Consider the following 21121-nt stretch of genomic DNA (forward strand, 5'->3'; position numbering starts at 1 on the left):
GTGTTCATTGAATCGGTCGTCATCGGCGCACACGATGATGCGGACCCCTGGGAGCTTGCCACGAAGCGCCCTGGCTACTGGCTCCAGATTGCCGGCGTTGAAGGCGACCGCCACGGGGTAGCCCGTCACGGCGTGGAGACTTGCGCCAGTGGCGAAGCCTTCGCAAACCAACAGCGTATCGACCGGCTTGCCCCCGAAGCTGTAGTAGCAGCCTTTAACCTTGCCGTGCGACTTGAGGCGCTTGGTGCCATCCTCATAGATAAACTGCAAGCTGGTGACCGCGCCGGCGGCATCGCGGATCGGCACGATCAGGGTGCGCTTGTCCTTGTCCTCTTTCAGCCCGTACGGTTTGATCCCTTTGCGCACGCAATAGGGGTTGTCGTCAGTGGCGTCATGCGCGCCGGCAAGGATGCGCACGCACACCGCCGCTGCTTCCGCTTCAAGCTGCAAGCGTGTCAGTTCGGCTTCTTGGCGTGCCTTTTCGACGCGGGCGCGGTACTCGGCTGTCTCGACCGGCGTCATCTTCTGGTCCGACTTGCCGCACCACTTCTCCGACAGGTCGGTTTTCCAGTTGCCGAATGCCCCAGCAGGCACACCATCGCCATGCAGGATGTACCAGGCGGATTTTTTCCCTTTCTTGTCGTCGGCGGCATCAAAGCGGCGGCGCTTGCCGTCCGCGATGATCTCGGCCGGTGCCAGGTCGTAGACGGCCATTGCTGCGCCGAACTCGGCCTCGATGTTGGTCATGGTCGCTTGCATTGTTACGCCTCCGCCCGTGGTTGGAAGTCTCGACCTTCGATCAGCGCGTACGCGTCCATGCCGTAGTGAATCGCTGCGAGACAGAGAAATTGGTCACGCCCGCCGTACCCAGCTTCGTGGAACTGGTCGATGACACGCAATACCGACTCGGCCGAATGTGTAAGCCACTGCTGGCCGTTCCGGTCAACAAAATAGATCCACGGCTTTCGGTCGCTGTTACTGCCCAGCCCCAGATTGCCGCCGTCGTAGCGGTAAGGGGGCACAGGGAATGTCATCGCAACAGGGGCGTTCATGCGGCACCTCCGACCAGTGCGGCCAGGTCGCGGGCAATGTCGTCAGCCATGCTGGAAGCGACGGCGAGGATGTCGGCTTGGTCTGCTGCCGGGAGCATGTCATAGGTTTCAAGCAGGGCGGTGACGGCATTGGAATAGCCGGCAATGCGCTTGATGATTTCGGATGGGGTTTGTACTGGCGTGTTGGTGCTAGGCATGATGGCCTCCTTGGGTAAGAAATAACCCGCTCCTCGTCGCCAAACGAGGGAGGCGGAACTGGATGAGGTTGGCGAACCGGTACCCAAAGCCACCGGCATACCCGAAGGTATCCCCATCCAGCCCGCCATTGAAGGAGTGCCAGAGGTCAACAGACGTAAAAAAACCGCGTTGCGCGGTATGTCCGCTTTGAGTAGTCGAGTCGCCAAACCCGGTCGCTTCTTTTTTCGCGACAAGCACAGTATCAGCCGGCGATTCAGTGCGCGTCAAGCACTTTGTGTTGTTTAGTGCGGCGCTCATCGTGCAGCCTCGATTAGAGCGCGGATGTCCTCGACGCGCCACGCGGTAGTGCGCGGACCAAGTTTGATAGCAGGAGGGAAGCGCCCCGACTTGACGCCGGCCCACCAGGTGGCGTCGCAGACCGGGACAATTGCTGGGATTGGGGGAGCGGCCTTTTTATTGCCAAGAATTTGGCGAATGCGAAGAAAGCCGGTTTCGGGGAGTTGATGCATTTAGATTGCTCCTGTCTGAATTGGTCCAACGTGGACCGACAGGGCTATCCTGCACAGCTTTTCCCAAAGTAGAAATTACAATGCATCGCATGATTGCAACCATGCGCGCATCGTTGCAGTTATGCGTGCATCATTAGGACGCTTGTTCTTTGCGGATTGCCGAAATAAGCGTGACCTCGATAGTAGTCGCCGAATAGAGCAACTTTTGATTTTTTGTCCGTCCGAGCTCCGTTTCTATTTTTTCTTCCATATCTCGCGAAAAATCTCCTTGATTTTTATAAAGTGAGCGATCTTTTACCCACCGATTAAGATAATCTTTCACCAAGGTCCTAGCCGATTCGCGCTTATCCGCATCCTCATCCCATCGGTTCTGAGCGCGTACCCTTGCCTTTTCACTTCTTTCCTCTCGTTCCTGTTTGGCTCGCTCGCGTAATGTCTGTTCCTCCAATCGGCGGTTTGACTCGGCTCTCAATACGGACATTTGCGAATCCCATAGATCCCTCTCGGCGTAGCAAATGATTTCCATCGCTTCCACAAGCAGATTTCCTACTGAAACGGCTACTGAAACCGGCAGGGGAGGGCGCGCAGCGGACTTTGCCGAGCCTTCAGAGGTAATTCTTGCCGGAATATGCAAAAACTCTGCGGCCGTCTCAAGCTTCGTTAGCGCCAGCAACGCGTAGCACTCGTAATCGCTCAACTCGTCTAATTTTAGAATGTCATCGAATGGGCGGTACCTATCCGAAATGTCTTGGAGTGAATCTAGGTCATCGAAATCCTCGGCAGTGACGAAGCTTGGCTTGTCGTCAGCCCAGTCAGGCCAATTTTCCAAGAGTTCTCGAATATCCGTGAGCGTAGGTCCCCGCTCTTCATCAAAGGATTCAAGATAGCGAAGTTCCCAACCACCTTTTTCATATAAGCGACAAATGTGGCTCTCGAACTCCTCTTTTGCTCTCGTTTCATTATGCTCGTCAATTGCCTGTCTAATTTTTTTGGCGGCCCTGTCAATCTCTTCGGGAGTACGCTTTGCCTTGCTTAGTATCTGTTCGGATCGGTGTTTGATCGTATTAAAGCTGCTGAACGACACGGGAAAAATAAGTGGCCGGAATAAAAATTGAAAGAACTGCATACGTGCCTCATGTAATTGTTCGCTTATGGGTTACTCGTTGCCCGCAATTTGTCTAAATAGTCCGCCCATTGCTGCATCATTTTTCGACGCTCTGGCAGATGCGCCGTGCGGTTGTAAGCCCGCCCATTCGGGTCTTTCACCGCGTGCGCGAGCTGGTGTTCGATCAAGTCCACACGCTGGCCCAGCACTTCATCAAGGATCGTTCGAGCCATTGCGCGGAACCCGTGGCCGCTCATCTCGTCCTTGCCGATGCCCATGCGCCGCATCGCCGCCAGGATCGCGTTATCGCTCATCGGCCTGGCACCGGTTCGGGCGCTTGGGAACACGTACCGGCCGTGCCCGGTCAACAACTGGATTTCGCGCAGTATCGCTACGGCCTGGGTCGCCAGCGGAACGATGTGCGGGGTGTCGGTCTTGGTCACGATATAGCGCCACTCGGCGGCGTCCAGGTCGATGTGTGCCCACTCGGCGGCGCGCAGCTCGCCAGGGCGTACGAACACGAGCGGGGCCAGGCGCAACGCACAGGAGACAGTTGCCGTGCCTTGGTAGGCATCTAGGCTGCGCAGGATGGCCCCGACCTGTTGCGGTTCCGTCACTGCTGCGAAGTGCTCGCCACGAACCGGGGGCAGGGCACCGCGCAGGTCCCCGGATGGATCGCGGGTTGCCCGCCCGGTGGCCACGGCGTAGCGGAAGACCTGGCCGCAATTGCTCATTGCACGGTGGGCAGTCTCCAGGGCGCCGCGCATCTCGATGCGTCTGACAACTTCCAGAAGCTGGGGCGCTGTGATCTCGCTGATGGGCCGCTTGCCGATGTGGGGGAAGATATCGCGTTCGAGCCGGCGAATGATCCTGTCGCCGTGGGCAGGAACCCAAGCGGGGGCCTGCTTTTCGTACCACTCCCGCGATACCGTCTCGAAGCTATTTGCAACCTGCACTTCGCGGAGCGCCTTAGTTGCTTTCCGATTCACTCCAGGGTCGATGCCATCGGCCAGCAGCTTGCGCGCGGCGTCACGCCGTTCGCGCGCGTCCTTGAGGCCCACATCAGGGTAAACGCCCAGCGACAGCAACTTCTCCTTGCCGTCGATCCGGTATTTCAAGCGCCACCACTTACCCCCAGCGGGGGTAACAAGCAGGAACAGGCCACGCTCATCGTAGAGCTTGAGGGGTTTCTCTCCTGCCTTGGCGCTGATTACAGCCTTGTCGGTGAGGGTCTTGGCCGACTTGCGGGCGGGTTTGTCCAATGGGGTAGGGGTAGCTGTAGGCATGATGGGGGTAACAATTTTTGGGGTATCACAGTTACCCCTCAGAGTTACCCCCGCTGGCGTCTGGATAGTGTTGGACTATGTTACCCCAACTTAGACGACTCCCATAGAGAAAAACCCGCACAGAGGCGGGTTCTTGGAGGTGGATAAACCACGTTAGAGCATTAGTTGGTGGAGGCGGCGGGAATCGAACCCGCGTCCGCAAGCACTCTACAGACAGTTCTACATACTTAGCACTGCCATTTAATTTAACCGGTACAACGCGGACGTGCACGCTGTGTACAAGCGAGTTACCTATTATTTAGTCCGGAACTAAGTAACCCAGTTCAAGACGAGTCCCTGTAAATGACTCTAGAGCTTTTGACGGCCCACCCCAGGGACGAGGTGTTCTAGAGCTAGCAGCAATTAAGCTGCGAGTGCGTACGAGTTATCGTTTGCAGTTAAGTTTTTCAGGTTGTATTTACGAGGTAGCCCGCCCTCGGTATGCCCTGCGCTGCTTTGCAACCCACGTCGAAACCAGGTCGCCCCCACAGAACCCCTATTGTACCTGAAAGCGCGACAGCATGACACCTGCCTCTGAACGGCGTATCCGACCACCCCAACTGTCCAAAAATGAACACAAAAGAAAACTTAATTGCCCAAATGCATCAAACAAATTGCCACATGGAATTGTTTGAGCTATTCTCTTGGCTGTGACGACGACTTCGCAGTCAAGTCAGACCCTCTAACCCATCCAGGAGAACCAGCATCATGATGACCAAGACGACCTTCCGCCTTTGCGCAGCACTGATCGTAGCAGCCAGCGCCAACGTGGCATTCGCAGCTGACGTACCAGCGGTGTTCGACGCCAAAAGCTGCAAGGCCGACTATCCGAAAGCATCGTTGATGAACGAAGAGCAGGGCGTGGTCAGCATGGCTTTCCTGGTGTCGGCCGATGGCAAGGTTCTGGAAGCGAAACTGGACAAGACCAGCGGCTTCAAGAGCCTGGACAAAGCCGCAATGAGCGCCATCAGCGCCTGCAAATTCAAGCCGGGCAGCAAAGATGGCCGTCCTGACAGCACCTGGACCAAAGTCGAATACAACTGGACCCTGAGCTGATCGATTATCGCTGGACCATGCGCCCGACCCGGGTGCATCGTCTGTCGTAGAATGTAAAACGCCTGGCCGATGCTGATGCAGCATGGCCAGGCGTTTTGTTTTGCGCTCGCGCTGCCACCGGCCCGCCAGGGGCGCCGGCCGCTTGCGCCTCAGGCCACCAGCACGCCCGGCGCCATCGTCGCGCGCAGCAGTTCCAGCAAATCCTGCGGGGTGTCGAGCAGGTAGTCGGCCCCCCATTGGGCCGGTTCGACCGCGCCGCAATAGCCCCAGCCGCACGCGACGGTGAGCATGCCGGCCGCGCGCCCGGCTTCGATGTCGCGCAAATCATCGCCCACGTACCAGCACTGTTCCGGCGCAATGCCGAGCCGGCGCGCGCCTTCGAGCAGCGGCAAGGGATGCGGCTTGGCGTGCGCGGTGGTGTCGCCCGAGATGATGCAGCCGGCGTGCTGCAGCCCGATCAGCGGAATCAGCGGGTCGGTAAAGCGCGCCGGTTTGTTGGTGACGATACCCCAGGCCATGCCCGCCTGGACGATGCCGTCCAGCAGTTCCGGCACGCCGCCGAACAGGGTGCTGTGCGATGCCATGTCGGCCTGGTAATAATCGAACCATTTGACCCGCAGCGCTTCGTAGCCGGCGTCGCCCGGCGCCAGGCCGAAGGCGGCGCCGATCATGCCGCGCGCACCGGCCGAGGCGGTCGGGCGCAGCAGGGCATACGGCGTCGGCTCCAGGCCGCGGTCGGCGCGCAGGCGGTTGACCGCCGCGGCCAGGTCCGGCGCGGTGTCGGCCAGGGTGCCGTCAAGGTCGAACAGGATGGCCCGCGGGGCCGGCGTGGAGAGGGTTCGGGTCATGGCGGCTTGCTCGGCAGTTCGGAACGGCGCCGCTTACAGGGGGCGGCTGCAGGCCACCATGTAATTGACGCTGGTGTCGTTGTTAAGGGAGTAGATCTTGGTCAGCGGATTGTAGGTCAAGCCCTTCAGTCCGTCTACCTGCAAGCCCGCTTCACGCACGAATTGCGCCAGTTCCGCGGGGGTGATGAATTTGCCGTAGTCATGGGTGCCCTTGGGCAACATGCGCAGCAGGTATTCGGCGCCGACCACGGCGTACAGATACGCCTTGGGATTGCGGTTGATTGTCGAGAAAAATACATGCCCGCCCGGCTTGACCAAGGTCGCGGCCGCCTTGACGATGGCGCCCGGATCGGGCACGTGCTCGAGCATTTCCATGCAGGTGACGACATCGTACTGGCCGGCTTCGCGCGCGGCCATGTCTTCGGCGGCGATCAGTTCGTAGCGCACCTGCACCCCGGACTCCAAGCTGTGCAGGTCGGCGACCTTGAGCGCCTTGTCGGACAGGTCGATGCCGGTGGCGTCGGCGCCTTTCCTGGCCATCGATTCGGTCAGGATGCCGCCGCCGCAACCGATGTCGATCACTTTCTTGCCCGCCAGCGCGGCGCGCGCGTTGATCCATTCGAGGCGCAGCGGGTTGATTTCGTGCAGGGGCTTGAACTCGGACGTCGGGTCCCACCAGCGGTGGGCAAGTTCGCTAAATTTCTGGATTTCTAGAGGGTCGGCATTCATACGCGGAATAATAGCGGGAAATCGGGGAATGCGACGGACGCAAGCATAAAAAAAGCGCGCCGGCGTGGCCCGTCCCGCAGAGCTCGCAGGGCCGAAGAGCTTGCCGCTGCGCACGCCGTCGGGATGCGGGAGTAGCCAGCCAAGCCGTTCTCACCGTGTTCAGCGCGGCCGCGACCTGGAGGCACGCGCAATCAAGGCCGGTTCGCCAAATCGCGGGCGAAAAAAAACACCCCTGCGCGAGGGGTGTTTCACTGACGATGCGATCGTCGGCGCTGCCGTGGCTTCCCACCCGGCGCATGCGCCGGGGCGGGCTTGCTGGCAGAGGCGCAGCTTACTTGGCGCGGGTGCCGACCACTTCGACTTCGACGCGACGGTTCTTGGCGCGGCCTTCAGCGGACTTGTTGTCTGCCACTGGCTGCGATTCGCCCTTGCCTTCGGTGTAGATGCGGTTCGCTTCGATGCCTTTGGCTTGCAGGTAAGCCTTGACAGCTTCAGCGCGGCGGATCGACAGCTTCTGGTTGTACGCATCGGTACCGACCGAGTCAGTGTGGCCGACGGCGATGATGACTTCCAGGTTGATGCCTTGCAGTTTCGAGCTCAGGTCGTCCAGCTTGCCTTTGCCTTCCGCTTTCAGGACCGACTTGTCGAAATCGAACAGGGCGTCGGCGGAGAAGCTCACTTTTTCCGACGTTACTGGCGGCGGAGCTACCACTGGCGGCGGGGTCACCACGGCGCCCGGGGTTGGCGGCGGCGTTACCGGCTCCGGCGGCGAGACGCATTTGCCGTTTTCCAGTTTGGCTGGCTCAACGCACAGGGGCAGGTCGCAACCTGGGACCGCATCGGCCGGGGTCCAGTAGCCAGTGCGCCAGCACAGACCGAAAGGATCGCGTGCGATCACGCCACGGGCATCCTGGACATAGGCGCTGTTCGGTTTCGTTGCCATGATGTCGGTGGTTACAGGAGCGAACGGCGGCGACTGTTGTGCCATTGCGCTGCCTGCAATCGCGGAGGCCGCGAGCATGAGCGAGACGAGTTTTTTCATAGTTTTTCTTCCTTTCGGGGGTGATATCCGCAGCTTTATAGCTGCGCAACTTTTCGAGCGTGGACAAGATAGTAACAGCTTGCCCCAGCCATTACCCGTGACAGTTTCGTGACAGCTTATGAAACAGGCAATTAACTTCTGGGCCATTTTGCCACATGCACTTAATTAGCACGAAGGCTGTTAAACCAAACACGCTGCAATGGGTCAGATCATGTTGTATCCACGCAACATCGTGTCTCGCGCAACATGACTTGGTTGACAAATGATGAACGTTTTTATGATTTCGATCACGCTACTCTCATTGCCAGCCATCGATCAATTGCGCAGCTGCTATACGCCGCATGCTAAAATCCTACGCTTGTCTGTAGCTAAGTGGGCGCGCGCACCGTCATTGTGCACCCGTCGGTCTGGCAGCATCGAACGTGCAGCATTTGCGTACAGCTAATATAACCACAGCCTGAGATCAGTCCCGCCAATGGATCAATTCGCAAAAGAAACAATCCCAATTTCCCTCGAAGAAGAGATGCGCAAGAGCTACCTCGATTACGCGATGAGCGTGATCGTCGGGCGCGCCTTGCCGGATGTGCGCGACGGCTTGAAGCCGGTGCACCGCCGTGTCTTGTTCGCCATGCACGAAATGAACAACGTGTACAACCGCCCGTACGTCAAGTGCGCACGCGTGGTCGGCGAAACGATGGGTAAGTACCACCCGCACGGCGACGCGTCGATCTACGACACGCTGGTGCGCATGGCCCAGGATTTCTCCTTGCGCTACACGCTGGTCGATGGCCAGGGCAACTTCGGTTCGGTCGACGGCGACAGCGCCGCCGCCATGCGTTACACCGAGTGCCGCCTGGACAAGATCGCCAGCGAGATCCTGGCCGACATCGACAAGGATACGGTCGATTTCCAGCCCAACTATGACGGCAAGGAAAAAGAACCGACGGTGCTGCCGACCCGGATTCCCAACCTGCTGATCAACGGCTCGTCCGGCATCGCGGTCGGCATGGCGACCAATATCCCGCCGCACAATCTGACCGAAGTGGTCAACGCCGCGCTGCACGTGCTGCGCAATCCCGACTGCACCATCGACGAGCTGATCGAGATCATTCCGGCGCCGGACTTCCCGACCGCCGGCATCATCTACGGCGTCTCGGGCGTGCGCGACGGTTACCGCACCGGGCGCGGGCGCGTGGTCATGCGCGCCAAGACCCACTTCGAGGAATACGGCAAGGATGGCGGCCGCATCGCGATCATCGTCGACGAGCTGCCGTACCAGGTCAATAAAAAATCGCTGCTCGAGCGCATCGCCGAGAACGTGCGCGACAAGAAGCTCGAAGGCATTTCCGACATCCGCGACGAGTCCGACAAGTCGGGCATGCGCGTGGTCATCGAACTGAAACGCGGCGAAGTGCCGGAAGTGGTCCTCAACAATCTGTACAAGCAGACCCAGTTGCAGGATACCTTCGGCATGAACATGGTCGCGCTGGTCAACGGCCAGCCGAAACTGCTCAACCTCAAGCAGATGCTGCAGTGCTTCCTGTCGCACCGCCGCGAAGTGGTCACGCGCCGCACGGTGTTCGAACTGCGCAAGGCGCGCGAACGCGGCCACATGCTCGAAGGCCTGGCCGTCGCCCTGGCCAATATCGACGACTTCATCGCCATCATCAAGGCCGCGCCATCGCCACCGATCGCCAAGACCGAACTGATGGCGCGCGCCTGGGACTCGTCCCTGGTGCGCGAGATGCTGCTGCGTACCGCCGAAGGCACCACCGTCGGCGGCATCGAAGCGTTCCGTCCCGAGCACCTGCCCAAGCACTACGGCATGCAGCCGGACGGCCTGTACAAGCTGTCCGACGAACAGGCGCAAGAGATCCTGCAAATGCGCCTGCAGCGCCTGACCGGCCTTGAGCAGGACAAGATCGTCAACGAGTACAAAGACATCATGGCGCACATCGCCGACCTGCTCGACATCCTGGCCAAGCCGGAACGCGTGACGGTCATCATCACCGACGAAATGACCTTGGTGATGAACGAGTACGGCGTCGGCAACAAGGACGTGCGCCGCTCGACCATCGAGCACAATGCCACCGATCTGGAAACCGAAGACCTGATCACGCCGCAGGACATGGTCGTGACCCTGTCGCACACCGGCTACATGAAGTCGCAGCCGATCTCCGAATACCGCGCCCAGAAGCGCGGCGGGCGCGGCAAGCAGGCCATGGCGACCAAGGAAGAAGACTGGATCGACCAGCTGTTCATCGCCAACACGCACGATTACATCCTGTGCTTCTCGAACCGCGGCCGCATGTACTGGCTCAAGGTGTGGGAAGTGCCGCAAGGCTCGCGCAATTCGCGCGGTAAACCAATCGTCAACATGTTCCCGCTGCAGGACAACGAGAAGATCACCGTGGTGCTGCCGCTGTCGGGCGTGAACCGCACCTTCCCGGAAGACCACTACGTGTTCATGGCGACCAGCCTCGGTACCGTGAAAAAGACGCCGCTGAAAGACTTCAGCAATCCACGCAAGGCCGGCATCATCGCGGTCGACCTGGACGACGGCGACTTCCTGATCGGCGCCGCGCTGACCGATGGCGAGCACGATGTGATGCTGTTCTCCGACTCCGGCAAGGCGGTGCGCTTCGACGAGAACGACGTGCGTCCGATGGGCCGTACCGCGCGCGGCGTGCGCGGCATGAACCTGGAAGAGGGCCAGAACGTGATCGCCCTGCTGGTGGCCGAAAACGAGCAGCAGTCGGTCCTGACGGCCACCGAGAACGGCTTCGGCAAGCGTACCCCGATCACCGAGTACACCCGCCACGGCCGCGGCACCAAGGGCATGATCGCGATCCAGACCAGCGAACGTAACGGCCGCGTGGTCGCCGCCACCCTGGTCGAGCCGAGCGACGAGATCATGCTGATCACCACCGGTGGCGTGCTGATTCGCACCCGCGTGTCGGAAATCCGCGAGATGGGCCGCGCCACGCAAGGCGTGACCCTGATCGCGGTCGAAGACGGCACCAAGCTGAGCGGCTTGCAGCGCATCGTCGAAACCGACCTCGAAGACGTCGACCTCGAAAACCCGCCGGAGTAAAAAACGGCGCGGGGCCGGTCTTGTTTTTGCACTTCGTGCGAGAATGATGCCGGCCCTTTTTTAACTGTCACCCCACATCTTTAATGATCGTTCAATGAAAAAAATCGTCCTCGCCGCCGCTGCCTCGCTGGCCCTGTACTGCGCTCCCGCTTTTGCGGCCGCGCCCGAAAAGAGCGCAGCGTCGGTCGTCGTCACTCCTGCGCAGGACAAAGCTGCGCGCGCTTTGCTCGACAGCATGGGCTACCGGGATCAGATCCGTGATGAGGCGCAGGCCATGCTGAGCGGCGTGCAGGTTCAGATCAAGCGCGCTGCCGCCGCCAGGATCGAGGCCAGCAAGACGCTCAGCGTCGCGCAAAAGAACGAAGCGCTCGACAAGGTCGACAAGCGCATGCCCGGGATGATCGCCAATATCGAAAAGAGCTACGCCAGCGCCGAATTCCTCGACGCGATGGTCGCAGCCCAGGTGCCGGTGTATGCCAGCCGCTTCAGCGCGGCCGAAATGGACGACTTGGCCGCCTTTAACCGCACCCCGGTTGGCGTCAAGATGAAACAAGTCACGCTGGAGCTCTCCCGGGCCTCCATCGACGCCGACCAGAGCGTCATGATGCCGCGCATGATGAAGCTCGTCGAGCAAGTGATCAGCGACAAATAGGCCACTCTCAACCAAGGACCCCCGTGACCCAGATCTACAACTTCTCCGCCGGCCCCGCCGTCCTGCCCAAGGAAGTGCTGCAACAGGCGGCCGCTGAAATGCTGGACTGGCACGGCAGCGGCATGTCGGTGATGGAAATGAGTCACCGCGGTCCCGAGTTCATTTCGATCTACGAAGCGGCCGTGCGCGACCTGCGCCTGCTGCTCAACGTCCCGGCCAACTACAAGATCCTGTTCCTGCAGGGCGGCGGCCTGGGCGAAAACGCCATCGTGCCGATGAACCTCGTCGGCCGCGTGCCGGCGTCCGCCGCTGCGCCAGCGACCATCGACTTCGTGCAGACCGGTTCCTGGTCCGGCAAATCGGTCAAGGAAGCGGCGCGCTACGCCCGGGTCAACGTGGCTGCCAGCGGCGAGGCGGGGCGCTTTACCAGCGTGCCGCCGCAAAGCGAGTGGAAGCTCACTCCCGGCGCGGCCTACCTGCACCTGTGCACCAACGAAACCATCGACGGCGTCGAATACAACTTCGTGCCCGAACTGGGCGACGACACCCCGATCGTGGCCGACATGTCCTCGCACATTTTGTCGCGCGTGATCGACGTGAGCAAATACGGCGTCATTTTCGGCGGCGCGCAAAAGAACATCGGCCCGGCCGGCCTGACCTTGGTGATCGTGCGCGAAGACCTGCTTGGGCACGCGTTGCCGATTTGCCCGTCCGCCTTTGACTGGAGCATCGTCGCCGCGCACGACTCGATGTACAACACGCCGCCGACCTACGGCATCTACATCGCCGGCCTGGTGTTCGCGCACCTGCTGCGCCAGGGCGGCGTGGCCGCCATGGAGCAGCGCAACATCGCCAAGGCCGAACTGCTGTACGCAGCGCTCGACGCCGACGATTTTTACCAGAACCGCGTGGCGAAAGACTGCCGCTCGCGCATGAACGTACCGTTCTACCTGCGCGACGAAACACTGAACGACAAATTCCTGGCCGGTGCAAAAGCGCGCGGCCTGCTGCAGCTCAAGGGCCACAAGTCCGTGGGCGGTATGCGCGCATCGATCTACAACGCGATGCCGATCGAGGGCGTGCAAGCCCTGGTCGATTACCTGAACGAGTTCGCCGGCCGTAAGTGACAGCAAGGGCCTCGTGCCCGCGCGAACATCCGATTCACCGCAAACCATGCCGCACCCATGACAGACAAACTCACACCATTGCGCGAACAGATCGATGCGATCGACGCCCAGATTCTCGACCTGCTCAGCCAGCGCGCGCGCCTGGCGCAGGAAGTCGGCCACGTCAAGGCTGAAACCAGCGCCCCGGTATTTCGTCCCGAACGCGAAGCGCAAGTGCTGCGCGGCGTGGCCGACCGCAATCCCGGCCCGCTCAAGGCCGCCGAAGTGCAAACCATCTTCCGCGAAATCATGTCGGCCTGCCGCTCGCTCGAAAAGCGCGTCACGGTCGCCTACCTCGGGCCGTCCGGCACCTTCACCGAGCAGGCCGCGTTCCAGCAGTTCGGCACCGCCATCGAAGGGCTGCCGTGCATCTCGATCGACGAAGTCTTCCGCGCCACCGAGGCCGGCACCGCCGATTTCGGCGTGGTCCCGGTTGAAAATTCGTCCGAAGGGGCGGTCAACCGCACGCTCGACCTGATGCTCGGCACCACCACCATCATCAGCGGCGAGATCTCGATCCCCGTGCACCACAGCCTGATGACCAAGACCGGCAACATGGACGGCGTGACGGTGGTGTGCGCGCACTCGCAGGCGCTGGCCCAGTGCCAGGTATGGCTGAACCAGAACTACCCCGGCATCGAACGGCGCGCGGTGGTATCGAACGCCGAAGCGGCCGTCATGGCCAGCAAGGATGCGACGATGGCCGCCATCGCCAGCGAAATGGCGGGCGAGCAGTACCGCCTGGGCGTGGTCAAGGGCCACATCCAGGATGACCCGCACAACCGCACCCGCTTCGCCGTCATCGGCCACCTGCAGACCAACCCCTCGGGCGCCGACCAGACCTCGCTGGTGCTGGCGGTACCGAACAAGGCGGGCGCCGTCTACAACCTGCTCGCGCCCCTGGCCGTCAATGGCGTTTCGATGACCCGTTTCGAATCGCGCCCGGCCCGCATCGGCACCTGGGAGTACTACTTCTACGTCGACATCGAAGGCCACGTGCAGGACCCGGCGGTGGCCAAGGCGCTCGACGAACTGCGCGATAACGCCGCCTTTTTCAAGGTGCTCGGCTCGTACCCGCTCAGTCTTTGACGTTCCAATTTAAAACAACTACACAGAGATAAACCATGTCCCAGCAATTCGGTCCAGAATACGTCCGTGCCATCGCTCCCTACCAGGCGGGCAAACCGATCGCCGAAGTCGCGCGCGAGTTCGGCCTCGACGAAGCGAACATCGTCAAACTGGCGTCGAACGAGAATCCGTTCGGCGTACCCGCATCGAGCCAGCAAGCCATGGCCGCTGCGGTGGCCGACCTGGGACGCTACCCGGACGCCAACGGCTTCGATCTGAAAGCGGCACTGGCCAAGCGCTACGAGGTGCCGGCCGACTGGATCACCCTGGGCAACGGCAGCAACGACATCCTCGAAATCGCCGCCCACGCGTTCGTGCAAAAAGGCCAGGCCGTGGTCTATTCGCAGTACTCGTTCGCCGTGTACGCGCTGGCCACGCAAGGCGTGGGCGCGCGCGCGATCGTGGTGCCAGCCAGGGACTATGGCCATGACCTCGACGCCATGGCTGCGGCGATCGACGCCGACACGCGCCTGGTCTTCATCGCCAACCCGAACAACCCGACCGGCACGTTTATTCCGGCGGCGCAGATCGAAGCGTTTTTGAACAAGGTGCCGGCCAACGTGGTCGTGGTGCTGGACGAAGCCTACAACGAATTCCTGGCGCCCGAACACCAGTTCGAGTCGGCCCAGTGGGCGCGCAAGTACCCTAATCTGCTCGTTTCGCGCACCTTCTCCAAAGCCTACGGCCTGGCGGGCCTGCGCGTCGGTTTCGCCATTGCGCAGCCGGCCCTGACCGACCTGATGAACCGCATCCGCCAGCCGTTCAACGTGAACTCGCTGGCCCAGGCCGCGGCCATCGCCGCCCTGAACGACAAGCCGTTCCTGGAGCAGGGCGCAAAGAATAACGCCGCCGGCTACGCGCAGTTTGTCGAGGCGTTCGACGAACTGGGATTGCAGTACGTGCCATCGTTCGGTAACTTCGTGCTGGTCAAGGTCGGCGACGACGACGGCGCCGGCGCGCGTGTGAACCTGGCCCTGCTCAAGCAAGGCGTGATCGTGCGCCCGGTCGGCAACTACGGCCTGCCGCAATGGCTGCGCATTTCCATCGGCCTGCCTGCCGAAAACGCGATCTTCATCGCCGCCCTCAAGAAAGCGCTGGCCTGACGTGTTCAATAAAGTCGTCATCTTCGGCGTGGGGCTGATTGGCGGCTCGTTCGCGCGCGCGCTGCGCCATGCCGGCGTGGTGGGCACGCTGGTGGGCGTCGGCCGCTCGCCGCAAGCGATGGCGCGCGCGCTCGAACTGGGCATCATCGACCAGGTGGCGGCCTCGGTACAGGAGGCGATGGCGGGCGCCGACCTGGTGCTGATCGCCGCGCCGGTCGCCCAGACCGCGCCGATTCTGGGCGCGCTGCTGCCGTACCTGGAAGCCGGTACCGTGGTCACCGACGCCGGCAGCACCAAGTCCGATGTGGTGGCTGCCGCGCGCGCCGTGATGAAAGAGCGGGTCGGCCAGTTCGTGCCGGGGCACCCGATCGCCGGGCGCGAAACCAACGGCCCGGACGCGGCCATCGTCGACCTGTATCACGGCAAAAAGACCGTGCTCACGCCACTGCCCGAAAACGCGGCGGCCGACATCGACCGCGTGGCCGCCGCATGGAGCGCGTGCGGCGCCATCATCCACCGCCTCACGCCGCAGGAACACGACACCGTGTTCGCCTCGGTCAGCCACCTGCCGCATTTGCTGGCCTATGCGCTGGTCGACGACATCGCCCGCAAGCCGCACGCCGGCTTGCTGTTCCAATACGCCGCCAGCGGTTTCAGGGACTTCACGCGCATTGCCGGCTCCTCGCCCGAAATGTGGCGCGACATCAGCCTGGCCAACCAATCGGCCCTGCTGGGCGAGTTGGACGCATATCTGGCACAATTGACAGCAATGCGCGCGATGCTCGCCAATGGCGACGGCGCCGCCATCGAAGCGGTCTATGCCAACGCCCAGCGCGCGCGCTGCCGCTGGATCGAAGCGATCGAAACGGCCGAGGCGCCGCCGGCGCAGGACAGCAGTCCGGAATAAACCCAGCACTTCAAGGAACTCCAGCATGACCCAGCAGAAGCAGTACCCGCACCATATCGATCTCAAGCCCGTCATGCACGTCGAGGGCGTGGTGCGGCTGCCGGGGTCCAAGAGCATCTCCAACCGCACCTTGCTGCTGGCCGCGCTGGCCGAGGGCAGCACCACCATCATCGGCCTGCTCGCGTCGGACGACACCCTGGTCATGCTGGGCGCACTGCGCTCGCTGGGCCTGACATGGGAGCAGGTCGACGAGCATACGCACATCGTGCATGGCGGTGGCGGCAGCTTGCCGGTGCACGAAGCCGATCTGTTCATGGGCAATGCCGGCACCGCGATCCGTCCGCTGACGGCGGCGCTGGCCGTCATTGGCGGCGACTACACCCTGCATGGCGTCACGCGCATGCACGAGCGCCCGATCGGCGACCTGGTCGACGCCCTGAACGCGATCGGCGCCCAGATCGAGTACACGGGCGTGGAAGGCTTCCCGCCGCTGCGCATCCGGCGCGGGCATATCCACGCGCAGCGCCTGTCGGTGCGCGGGAACGTATCGAGCCAGTTCCTGACGGCGCTGCTGATGGCCGCGCCGCTGATGGCGCGCGAGCTGCCGGTGACGATCGACGTCGTGGGTGAACTGATCTCCAAGCCGTACATTGAAATCACCCTGAACCTGATGCGGCGTTTCGGCGTGACGGTGGAGCAGGATGGCTGGCAATCGTTCACGGTGCAGCCGGGGCAGCGCTATGCGAGTCCGGGCACGATCCATGTGGAAGGCGACGCCTCGTCGGCCTCGTACTTCCTGGCGGCCGGCGCGATTGGCGGCGGCCCGATCCGGGTTGAGGGAGTAGGGCGCGACAGCATCCAGGGCGACGTGCGCTTTGCCGAAGCGCTGGAACAGATGGGCGCGACGATCACGCGCGGCGACAACTGGATCGAAGCGCGCTCGAATGGCGTACTGAAAGCCATCGACGCCGACTTCAATCATATTCCCGACGCGGCCATGACGATTGCCGTGGCCGCGCTGTACGCCGACGGCACCACCACCTTGCGCAACATCGCCAGCTGGAGGGTGAAGGAAACGGACCGCCTGGCCGCGATGGCGACCGAATTGCGCAAGCTGGGGGCGATCGTGGTGGAGGGGCCGGACTTCATCTCGGTCACGCCGCCGGAAGGCGAATTGCGTGCCGCGACGATTGACACGTATGACGACCACCGGATGGCGATGTGTTTCTCGCTGGCGAGCCTGGACGGCAAAGCGCGGCGCGGCAACACGATGCGCATCAACGACCCGAAATGTGTCGCCAAGACCTTCCCCGACTATTTCGACGCCTTCGCCGGCATCGCCCACGAGAACCTGATTTAAGCCCCAATAGTTGCAAAACCGGGGCCAGACCCCGGTTTTCTCCTGCAGCGTGGCTCCGACTTCCTACAACCGGGTCAGAGCTTTAATTAGAAATTGATTGCATAACAGCGATAGAACCTGTTGCCGCTAAACTAAGCTCCGTCTCGATAAGGCAGGCGGGTCGCAATGGCACTCCCGAGCATCGTTGCAAAACCGCAGCTGGCGATCCCCGGTCTGTTCTTGGTTCGGCAACTAATTTCTAATCAGAGGTCAGACCCCGGTTGCGCGGTTTTGCAATGTTTCGAGTCAGAGCTCTGACCCCGGTTGTGGGATTAATCAGAGGTCAGACCCCGGTTGCGCGGTTTTGCAATGTTTCGAGTCAGAGCTCTGACCCCGGTTGTGGGATTTTGATTCCGGTTGTAGGATTTTTTGCCAGACCGCCGTTTTTGCACGTTTTATAGTGATTTCACCAGGACACCGTCCCATGCCACATTCGAACATCCCCGTTATCGCCATCGATGGCCCCACCGCGTCCGGCAAGGGCACCGTCGCCCACAAGGTGGCCGATCGCCTCGGCTTTCATTACCTCGATTCGGGCGCCCTGTACCGCCTGACCGCCCTGATGGCCTTGCGCCGCGGTACGGAACTGGCCGACGAGCACGCCCTCGCCAAGCTCGCCGAACACCTTCCCGCCAGCTTCAGCGGCGGCGAAATCCTGCTGGCCAAGGAAAATGTGACCCAACTCATCCGCGCGGAAGAGGTTGGCAACATGGCATCGAAGATCGCCGCGCTGCCGGCCGTGCGCCAGGCCCTGTTCGCGCTGCAGCTGGGCTTTCGGCGCGCGCCGGGACTGGTCGCCGATGGCCGCGACATGGGTACGGTAATCTTTCCGCACGCGCAACTGAAGGTGTTCCTGACCGCCAGTACCGAGGCGCGCGCGCAACGCCGATATAAGCAATTGATTGACAAGGGGTTTTCTGCTAATATAGAAGACCTCCTGTCCGATTTGAAGGCGCGCGACGACCGTGATACTTACCGGGCCATCGCGCCATTGATGCCGGCAGAAGGGGCGCACCTGCTCGATACGTCCAATATGACCGCTGACGAAGCGGTCGAGGAAGTGCTGAAATGGTATGCGCACACCAAGCAGTCGTAGTCTGAAGTAGCAATGGGTGCTTGCAATTGCAATAGTGCCATTGCAGGCGTTGAATCAACCTATAACCCAGTTTAAGTCGCATGGTGCGATCTCTGCTGGCTAACTCGTGTACAAACTATGTCAACAGCAACAACTGAAGCAACCGGTATGGAAAGTTTTGCAGCGCTCTTCGAGGAATCGTTGTCGCGCCAAGATATGCGCTCCGGCGAAGTTATTTCCGCTGAAGTCGTGCGTCTCGACCACAATTTCGTGATCGTGAACGCTGGCCTCAAATCCGAAGCGTTCATTCCTATCGAAGAATTCAAGAACGACCAGGGCGAACTGGAAGTTCAAGTCGGCGATTTCGTTTCCGTAGCGATTGAATCGCTGGAAAACGGCTTCGGCGACACCATCCTGTCGCGCGACAAGGCAAAACGCCTGGCATCGTGGCTGGCTCTGGAAAAAGCCATGGAATCGGGCGAGATCGTCGTCGGTACCGTCAATGGCAAAGTCAAGGGCGGCCTGACCGTTCTGACCAACGGCATCCGCGCGTTCCTGCCGGGTTCGCTGGTCGACACCCGTCCTGTCAAGGACACCACCCCGTTCGAAGGCAAGACCCTGGAATTCAAGGTCATCAAGCTCGACCGTAAGCGTAACAACGTGGTTCTGTCCCGCCGCGCCGTCATCGAAGCGTCGATGGGCGAAGAGCGTCAGAAACTGATGGAAACGCTGAAAGAAGGCACCGTGGTTACCGGCGTCGTCAAGAACATCACCGACTACGGCGCGTTCGTGGATCTGGGCGGTATCGACGGCCTGCTGCACATCACCGATCTGGCATGGCGTCGTGTGCGTCACCCATCGGAAGTGCTGACCGTTGGCCAGGAAATCACCGCCAAAGTGCTGAAGTACGATCAGGAAAAGAACCGTGTTTCGCTGGGCGTGAAGCAACTGGGCGACGATCCTTGGACCGGTCTGTCCCGTCGTTATCCACAAAGCACCCGTCTGTTCGGCAAAGTAACGAACCTCACCGACTACGGCGCGTTCGTGGAAGTCGAGCAGGGTATCGAAGGTCTGGTTCACGTGTCCGAAATGGACTGGACCAACAAGAACGTGGCACCAAACAAAGTTGTCCAGCTGGGCGACGAAGTGGAAGTCATGGTTCTCGAGATCGACGAAGAGCGTCGCCGGATTTCGCTGGGCATGAAGCAGTGCAAAGCAAATCCATGGGATGACTTCGGCGTTACCCACAAGAAGGGCGACAAAGTCCGCGGCGCGATCAAGTCGATCACCGACTTCGGCGTGTTCATCGGCCTGGCCGGCAACATCGATGGTCTGGTGCACCTGTCCGACCTGTCCTGGACCGAAACCGGCGAAGAAGCTGTGCGTCGTTTCAAAAAGGGCGACGAACTGGAAGCCATCGTGCTGGCGATCGACGTCGAGCGCGAGCGCGTTTCCCTGGGTGTCAAGCAACTCGAAGGCGACCCATTCAACAACTTCGCTGCAATGAACGACAAAGGCTCCCTGGTAACGGGTACGGTCAAGTCGGTCGAGCCTAAGGGCGCTGTCATCCAGCTGTCCGAAGAAGTTGAAGGCTACCTGCGTGCTTCCGAAATCTCGCGCGACCGCGTTGAAGATGCCGGTACCCACATGAAGGTTGGCGATTCGGTTGAAGCTCTGGTTATCAACATTGACCGCAAAGCGCGCAGCATCCAGCTGTCGATCAAAGCGAAAGACAATGTCGAGACCCAGGAAGCGATGCAGAAGATGGCTTCGTCCTCCGACAACAATGCAGCATCGGGCACCACCAGCCTGGGCGCACTGTTGAAAGCTAAGTTCGACAACAAGAACTAAGACACTCGGAATCGACAGATGACGAAGTCCGAGTTGATTAACCGCCTGGCTGAGCGCTATTCTCAGCTGGTGGCCAAGGATGCGGAGTACGCTGTCAAGACCATTCTCGATGCCATGACCAACGCCCTGGCGACGGGTCAGCGTATCGAGATCCGTGGTTTCGGCAGTTTTGCCCTGAACAGCCGGCCACCGCGCATCGGACGCAATCCCAAGTCCGGCGACAAGGTGATGGTTCCCGAAAAACGGGTACCGCACTTCAAGCCGGGCAAGCAATTGCGCGAACGGGTAGATGCGATGGTCGGGCAGCCGATTATTGAAGACTGAGTCGTTTGTCGACACAGAAGAACGGCATCCTTGGATGCCGTTTTTTTTCGCCTTAAATGCCGTCATTCCCGCGCAGGCGGGAATCCAAGTTAGTCGAGCCGCTCGTGGCCGCGGCGCAAAATTGGCCGCGCCGGGGGTCCTCGTGGCGCGGGGGCGACGGCCGGAAGGTCGTCATTTTGGTGTAATATGCGACACTTGCGACCTTTTCAGACTGGACCTGGCTGATGAAATTTGTATCCACCATCGTTGGATTTATTCTGTTTATCCTGTTTTTCGGCTTCGCGCTGAAGAATACGCAGGAAGTCGACCTGCACTTCTTCCTCAATTACGAACTGCGCGGCCCCCTGGTGCTGATGCTGCTGGGCTTTTTCGTGGCCGGCGCCGCCCTCGGCATCCTGGCCGTCACGCCCACCGTGTTCCGCCACCGCCGCGAAACGTCGAAACACAAGAACACCATCGTCGCCCTGCAAACCGTGGCGCGGACCAACGTGTCCCAGCCGCAGCCGGACAGCGTCAACACCCAGCAGTAACCCATCTGAAAAACCAACAAAAAGAACC

The 21121-nt window shown here is 60.9% G+C and carries 21 protein-coding genes and 1 other RNA gene; 12 read left to right on the forward strand and 10 right to left on the reverse strand.

Annotation, left to right across the window (positions count from 1 at the left end):
* The 7 genes from RBA40_RS03585 to ssrA all read right to left on the reverse strand — a co-directional run.
* Positions 1-747, reverse strand: a 747-nt coding sequence (locus tag RBA40_RS03585) for a toprim domain-containing protein (protein WP_306646047.1), incomplete at its 3' end; no start/stop codon positions are given.
* 14 nt (positions 748-761) lie between these two features.
* Complete coding sequence (locus RBA40_RS03590; RefSeq protein ID WP_306646048.1) at positions 762-1052, reverse strand: hypothetical protein; 291 nt, start codon at positions 1050-1052, stop codon at positions 762-764.
* Positions 1049-1249, reverse strand: coding sequence for a hypothetical protein (locus tag RBA40_RS03595; protein WP_306646050.1), 201 nt, complete (start codon positions 1247-1249; stop codon positions 1049-1051). The genes RBA40_RS03590 and RBA40_RS03595 overlap by 4 nt, the downstream gene beginning before the upstream one ends.
* A 294-nt stretch (positions 1250-1543) precedes the next feature.
* Positions 1544-1759 (reverse strand): helix-turn-helix transcriptional regulator, encoded by a 216-nt coding sequence (locus tag RBA40_RS03600; protein ID WP_306646052.1) that lies wholly within the window; start codon positions 1757-1759, stop codon positions 1544-1546.
* A 133-nt stretch (positions 1760-1892) separates the two neighbouring features.
* Entirely contained in the window at positions 1893-2885 is a 993-nt protein-coding gene (locus RBA40_RS03605; protein ID WP_306646053.1) for a hypothetical protein, read from the reverse strand.
* 23 nt (positions 2886-2908) lie between these two features.
* Positions 2909-4126, reverse strand: a complete 1218-nt coding sequence (locus RBA40_RS03610; protein WP_306646055.1) for a tyrosine-type recombinase/integrase — start codon at positions 4124-4126, stop codon at positions 2909-2911.
* A 190-nt stretch (positions 4127-4316) separates the two neighbouring features.
* Positions 4317-4676, reverse strand: a transfer-messenger RNA (tmRNA) gene (gene ssrA / locus RBA40_RS03615).
* A 224-nt stretch (positions 4677-4900) separates the two neighbouring features.
* Here ssrA and RBA40_RS03620 point away from each other — a divergent pair.
* Positions 4901-5245 carry an energy transducer TonB gene (locus tag RBA40_RS03620; RefSeq protein WP_099882987.1) on the forward strand — a complete coding sequence of 115 codons (345 nt, stop codon included), beginning with the start codon at positions 4901-4903 and terminating at the stop codon, positions 5243-5245.
* A gap of 149 nt (positions 5246-5394) precedes the next feature.
* Here the strand turns inward: RBA40_RS03620 and RBA40_RS03625 are convergent, their stop codons facing one another.
* From RBA40_RS03625 to ompA, 3 genes are all read right to left on the reverse strand, one after another.
* The gene (locus RBA40_RS03625) at positions 5395-6093 is read right to left on the reverse strand and encodes an HAD family hydrolase (protein WP_306646057.1); all 699 of its coding nucleotides are present in this window, start codon (positions 6091-6093) and stop codon (positions 5395-5397) included.
* 33 nt (positions 6094-6126) lie between these two features.
* Positions 6127-6822, reverse strand: a complete 696-nt coding sequence (ubiG, locus tag RBA40_RS03630; protein WP_306646058.1) for a bifunctional 2-polyprenyl-6-hydroxyphenol methylase/3-demethylubiquinol 3-O-methyltransferase UbiG — start codon at positions 6820-6822, stop codon at positions 6127-6129.
* 331 nt (positions 6823-7153) lie between these two features.
* Positions 7154-7864 carry an outer membrane protein OmpA gene (ompA, locus tag RBA40_RS03635; protein WP_306646059.1) on the reverse strand — a complete coding sequence of 237 codons (711 nt, stop codon included), beginning with the start codon at positions 7862-7864 and terminating at the stop codon, positions 7154-7156.
* Between the two features lie 475 nt (positions 7865-8339).
* Between ompA and gyrA the strand changes: the two genes are divergently transcribed.
* The 11 genes from gyrA (at position 8340) to RBA40_RS03690 (ending at position 21093) form a co-directional block, all read left to right on the forward strand.
* Complete coding sequence (gyrA, locus tag RBA40_RS03640) at positions 8340-10958, forward strand: DNA gyrase subunit A (RefSeq protein WP_306646061.1); 2619 nt, start codon at positions 8340-8342, stop codon at positions 10956-10958.
* Positions 10959-11052: 94 nt separating this feature from the next.
* On the forward strand, positions 11053-11610 hold the full coding sequence (locus tag RBA40_RS03645; protein ID WP_306646063.1) for a DUF2059 domain-containing protein: 558 nt from the start codon (positions 11053-11055) through the stop codon (positions 11608-11610).
* Between the two features lie 23 nt (positions 11611-11633).
* Positions 11634-12737 (forward strand): 3-phosphoserine/phosphohydroxythreonine transaminase, encoded by a 1104-nt coding sequence (gene serC, locus RBA40_RS03650; RefSeq protein ID WP_306646065.1) that lies wholly within the window; start codon positions 11634-11636, stop codon positions 12735-12737.
* 57 nt (positions 12738-12794) lie between these two features.
* Complete coding sequence (gene pheA / locus RBA40_RS03655; protein ID WP_306646067.1) at positions 12795-13865, forward strand: prephenate dehydratase; 1071 nt, start codon at positions 12795-12797, stop codon at positions 13863-13865.
* A 35-nt stretch (positions 13866-13900) separates the two neighbouring features.
* Complete coding sequence (hisC, locus tag RBA40_RS03660; protein WP_306646069.1) at positions 13901-15007, forward strand: histidinol-phosphate transaminase; 1107 nt, start codon at positions 13901-13903, stop codon at positions 15005-15007.
* A 1-nt stretch (position 15008) separates the two neighbouring features.
* Positions 15009-15914: a prephenate dehydrogenase gene (locus RBA40_RS03665; RefSeq protein ID WP_306646070.1), complete on the forward strand. Its 906-nt coding sequence runs from the start codon at positions 15009-15011 to the stop codon at positions 15912-15914.
* A gap of 25 nt (positions 15915-15939) precedes the next feature.
* Positions 15940-17274: a 3-phosphoshikimate 1-carboxyvinyltransferase gene (gene aroA / locus RBA40_RS03670; RefSeq protein ID WP_306646071.1), complete on the forward strand. Its 1335-nt coding sequence runs from the start codon at positions 15940-15942 to the stop codon at positions 17272-17274.
* 463 nt (positions 17275-17737) lie between these two features.
* Positions 17738-18409, forward strand: a complete 672-nt coding sequence (gene cmk, locus RBA40_RS03675; protein WP_099881770.1) for a (d)CMP kinase — start codon at positions 17738-17740, stop codon at positions 18407-18409.
* A gap of 117 nt (positions 18410-18526) precedes the next feature.
* Positions 18527-20239: a 30S ribosomal protein S1 gene (gene rpsA / locus RBA40_RS03680; RefSeq protein WP_306646073.1), complete on the forward strand. Its 1713-nt coding sequence runs from the start codon at positions 18527-18529 to the stop codon at positions 20237-20239.
* A gap of 18 nt (positions 20240-20257) precedes the next feature.
* Positions 20258-20563, forward strand: a complete 306-nt coding sequence (locus RBA40_RS03685; protein WP_008446215.1) for an integration host factor subunit beta — start codon at positions 20258-20260, stop codon at positions 20561-20563.
* A gap of 224 nt (positions 20564-20787) precedes the next feature.
* Positions 20788-21093, forward strand: a complete 306-nt coding sequence (locus RBA40_RS03690; protein ID WP_099881765.1) for a LapA family protein — start codon at positions 20788-20790, stop codon at positions 21091-21093.
* Positions 21094-21121 lie beyond the last annotated feature (28 nt).

This window comes from Massilia pseudoviolaceinigra (assembly GCF_030846505.1).
Classification (GTDB): Bacteria; Pseudomonadota; Gammaproteobacteria; order Burkholderiales; family Burkholderiaceae_D; genus Telluria_A; species Telluria_A violaceinigra.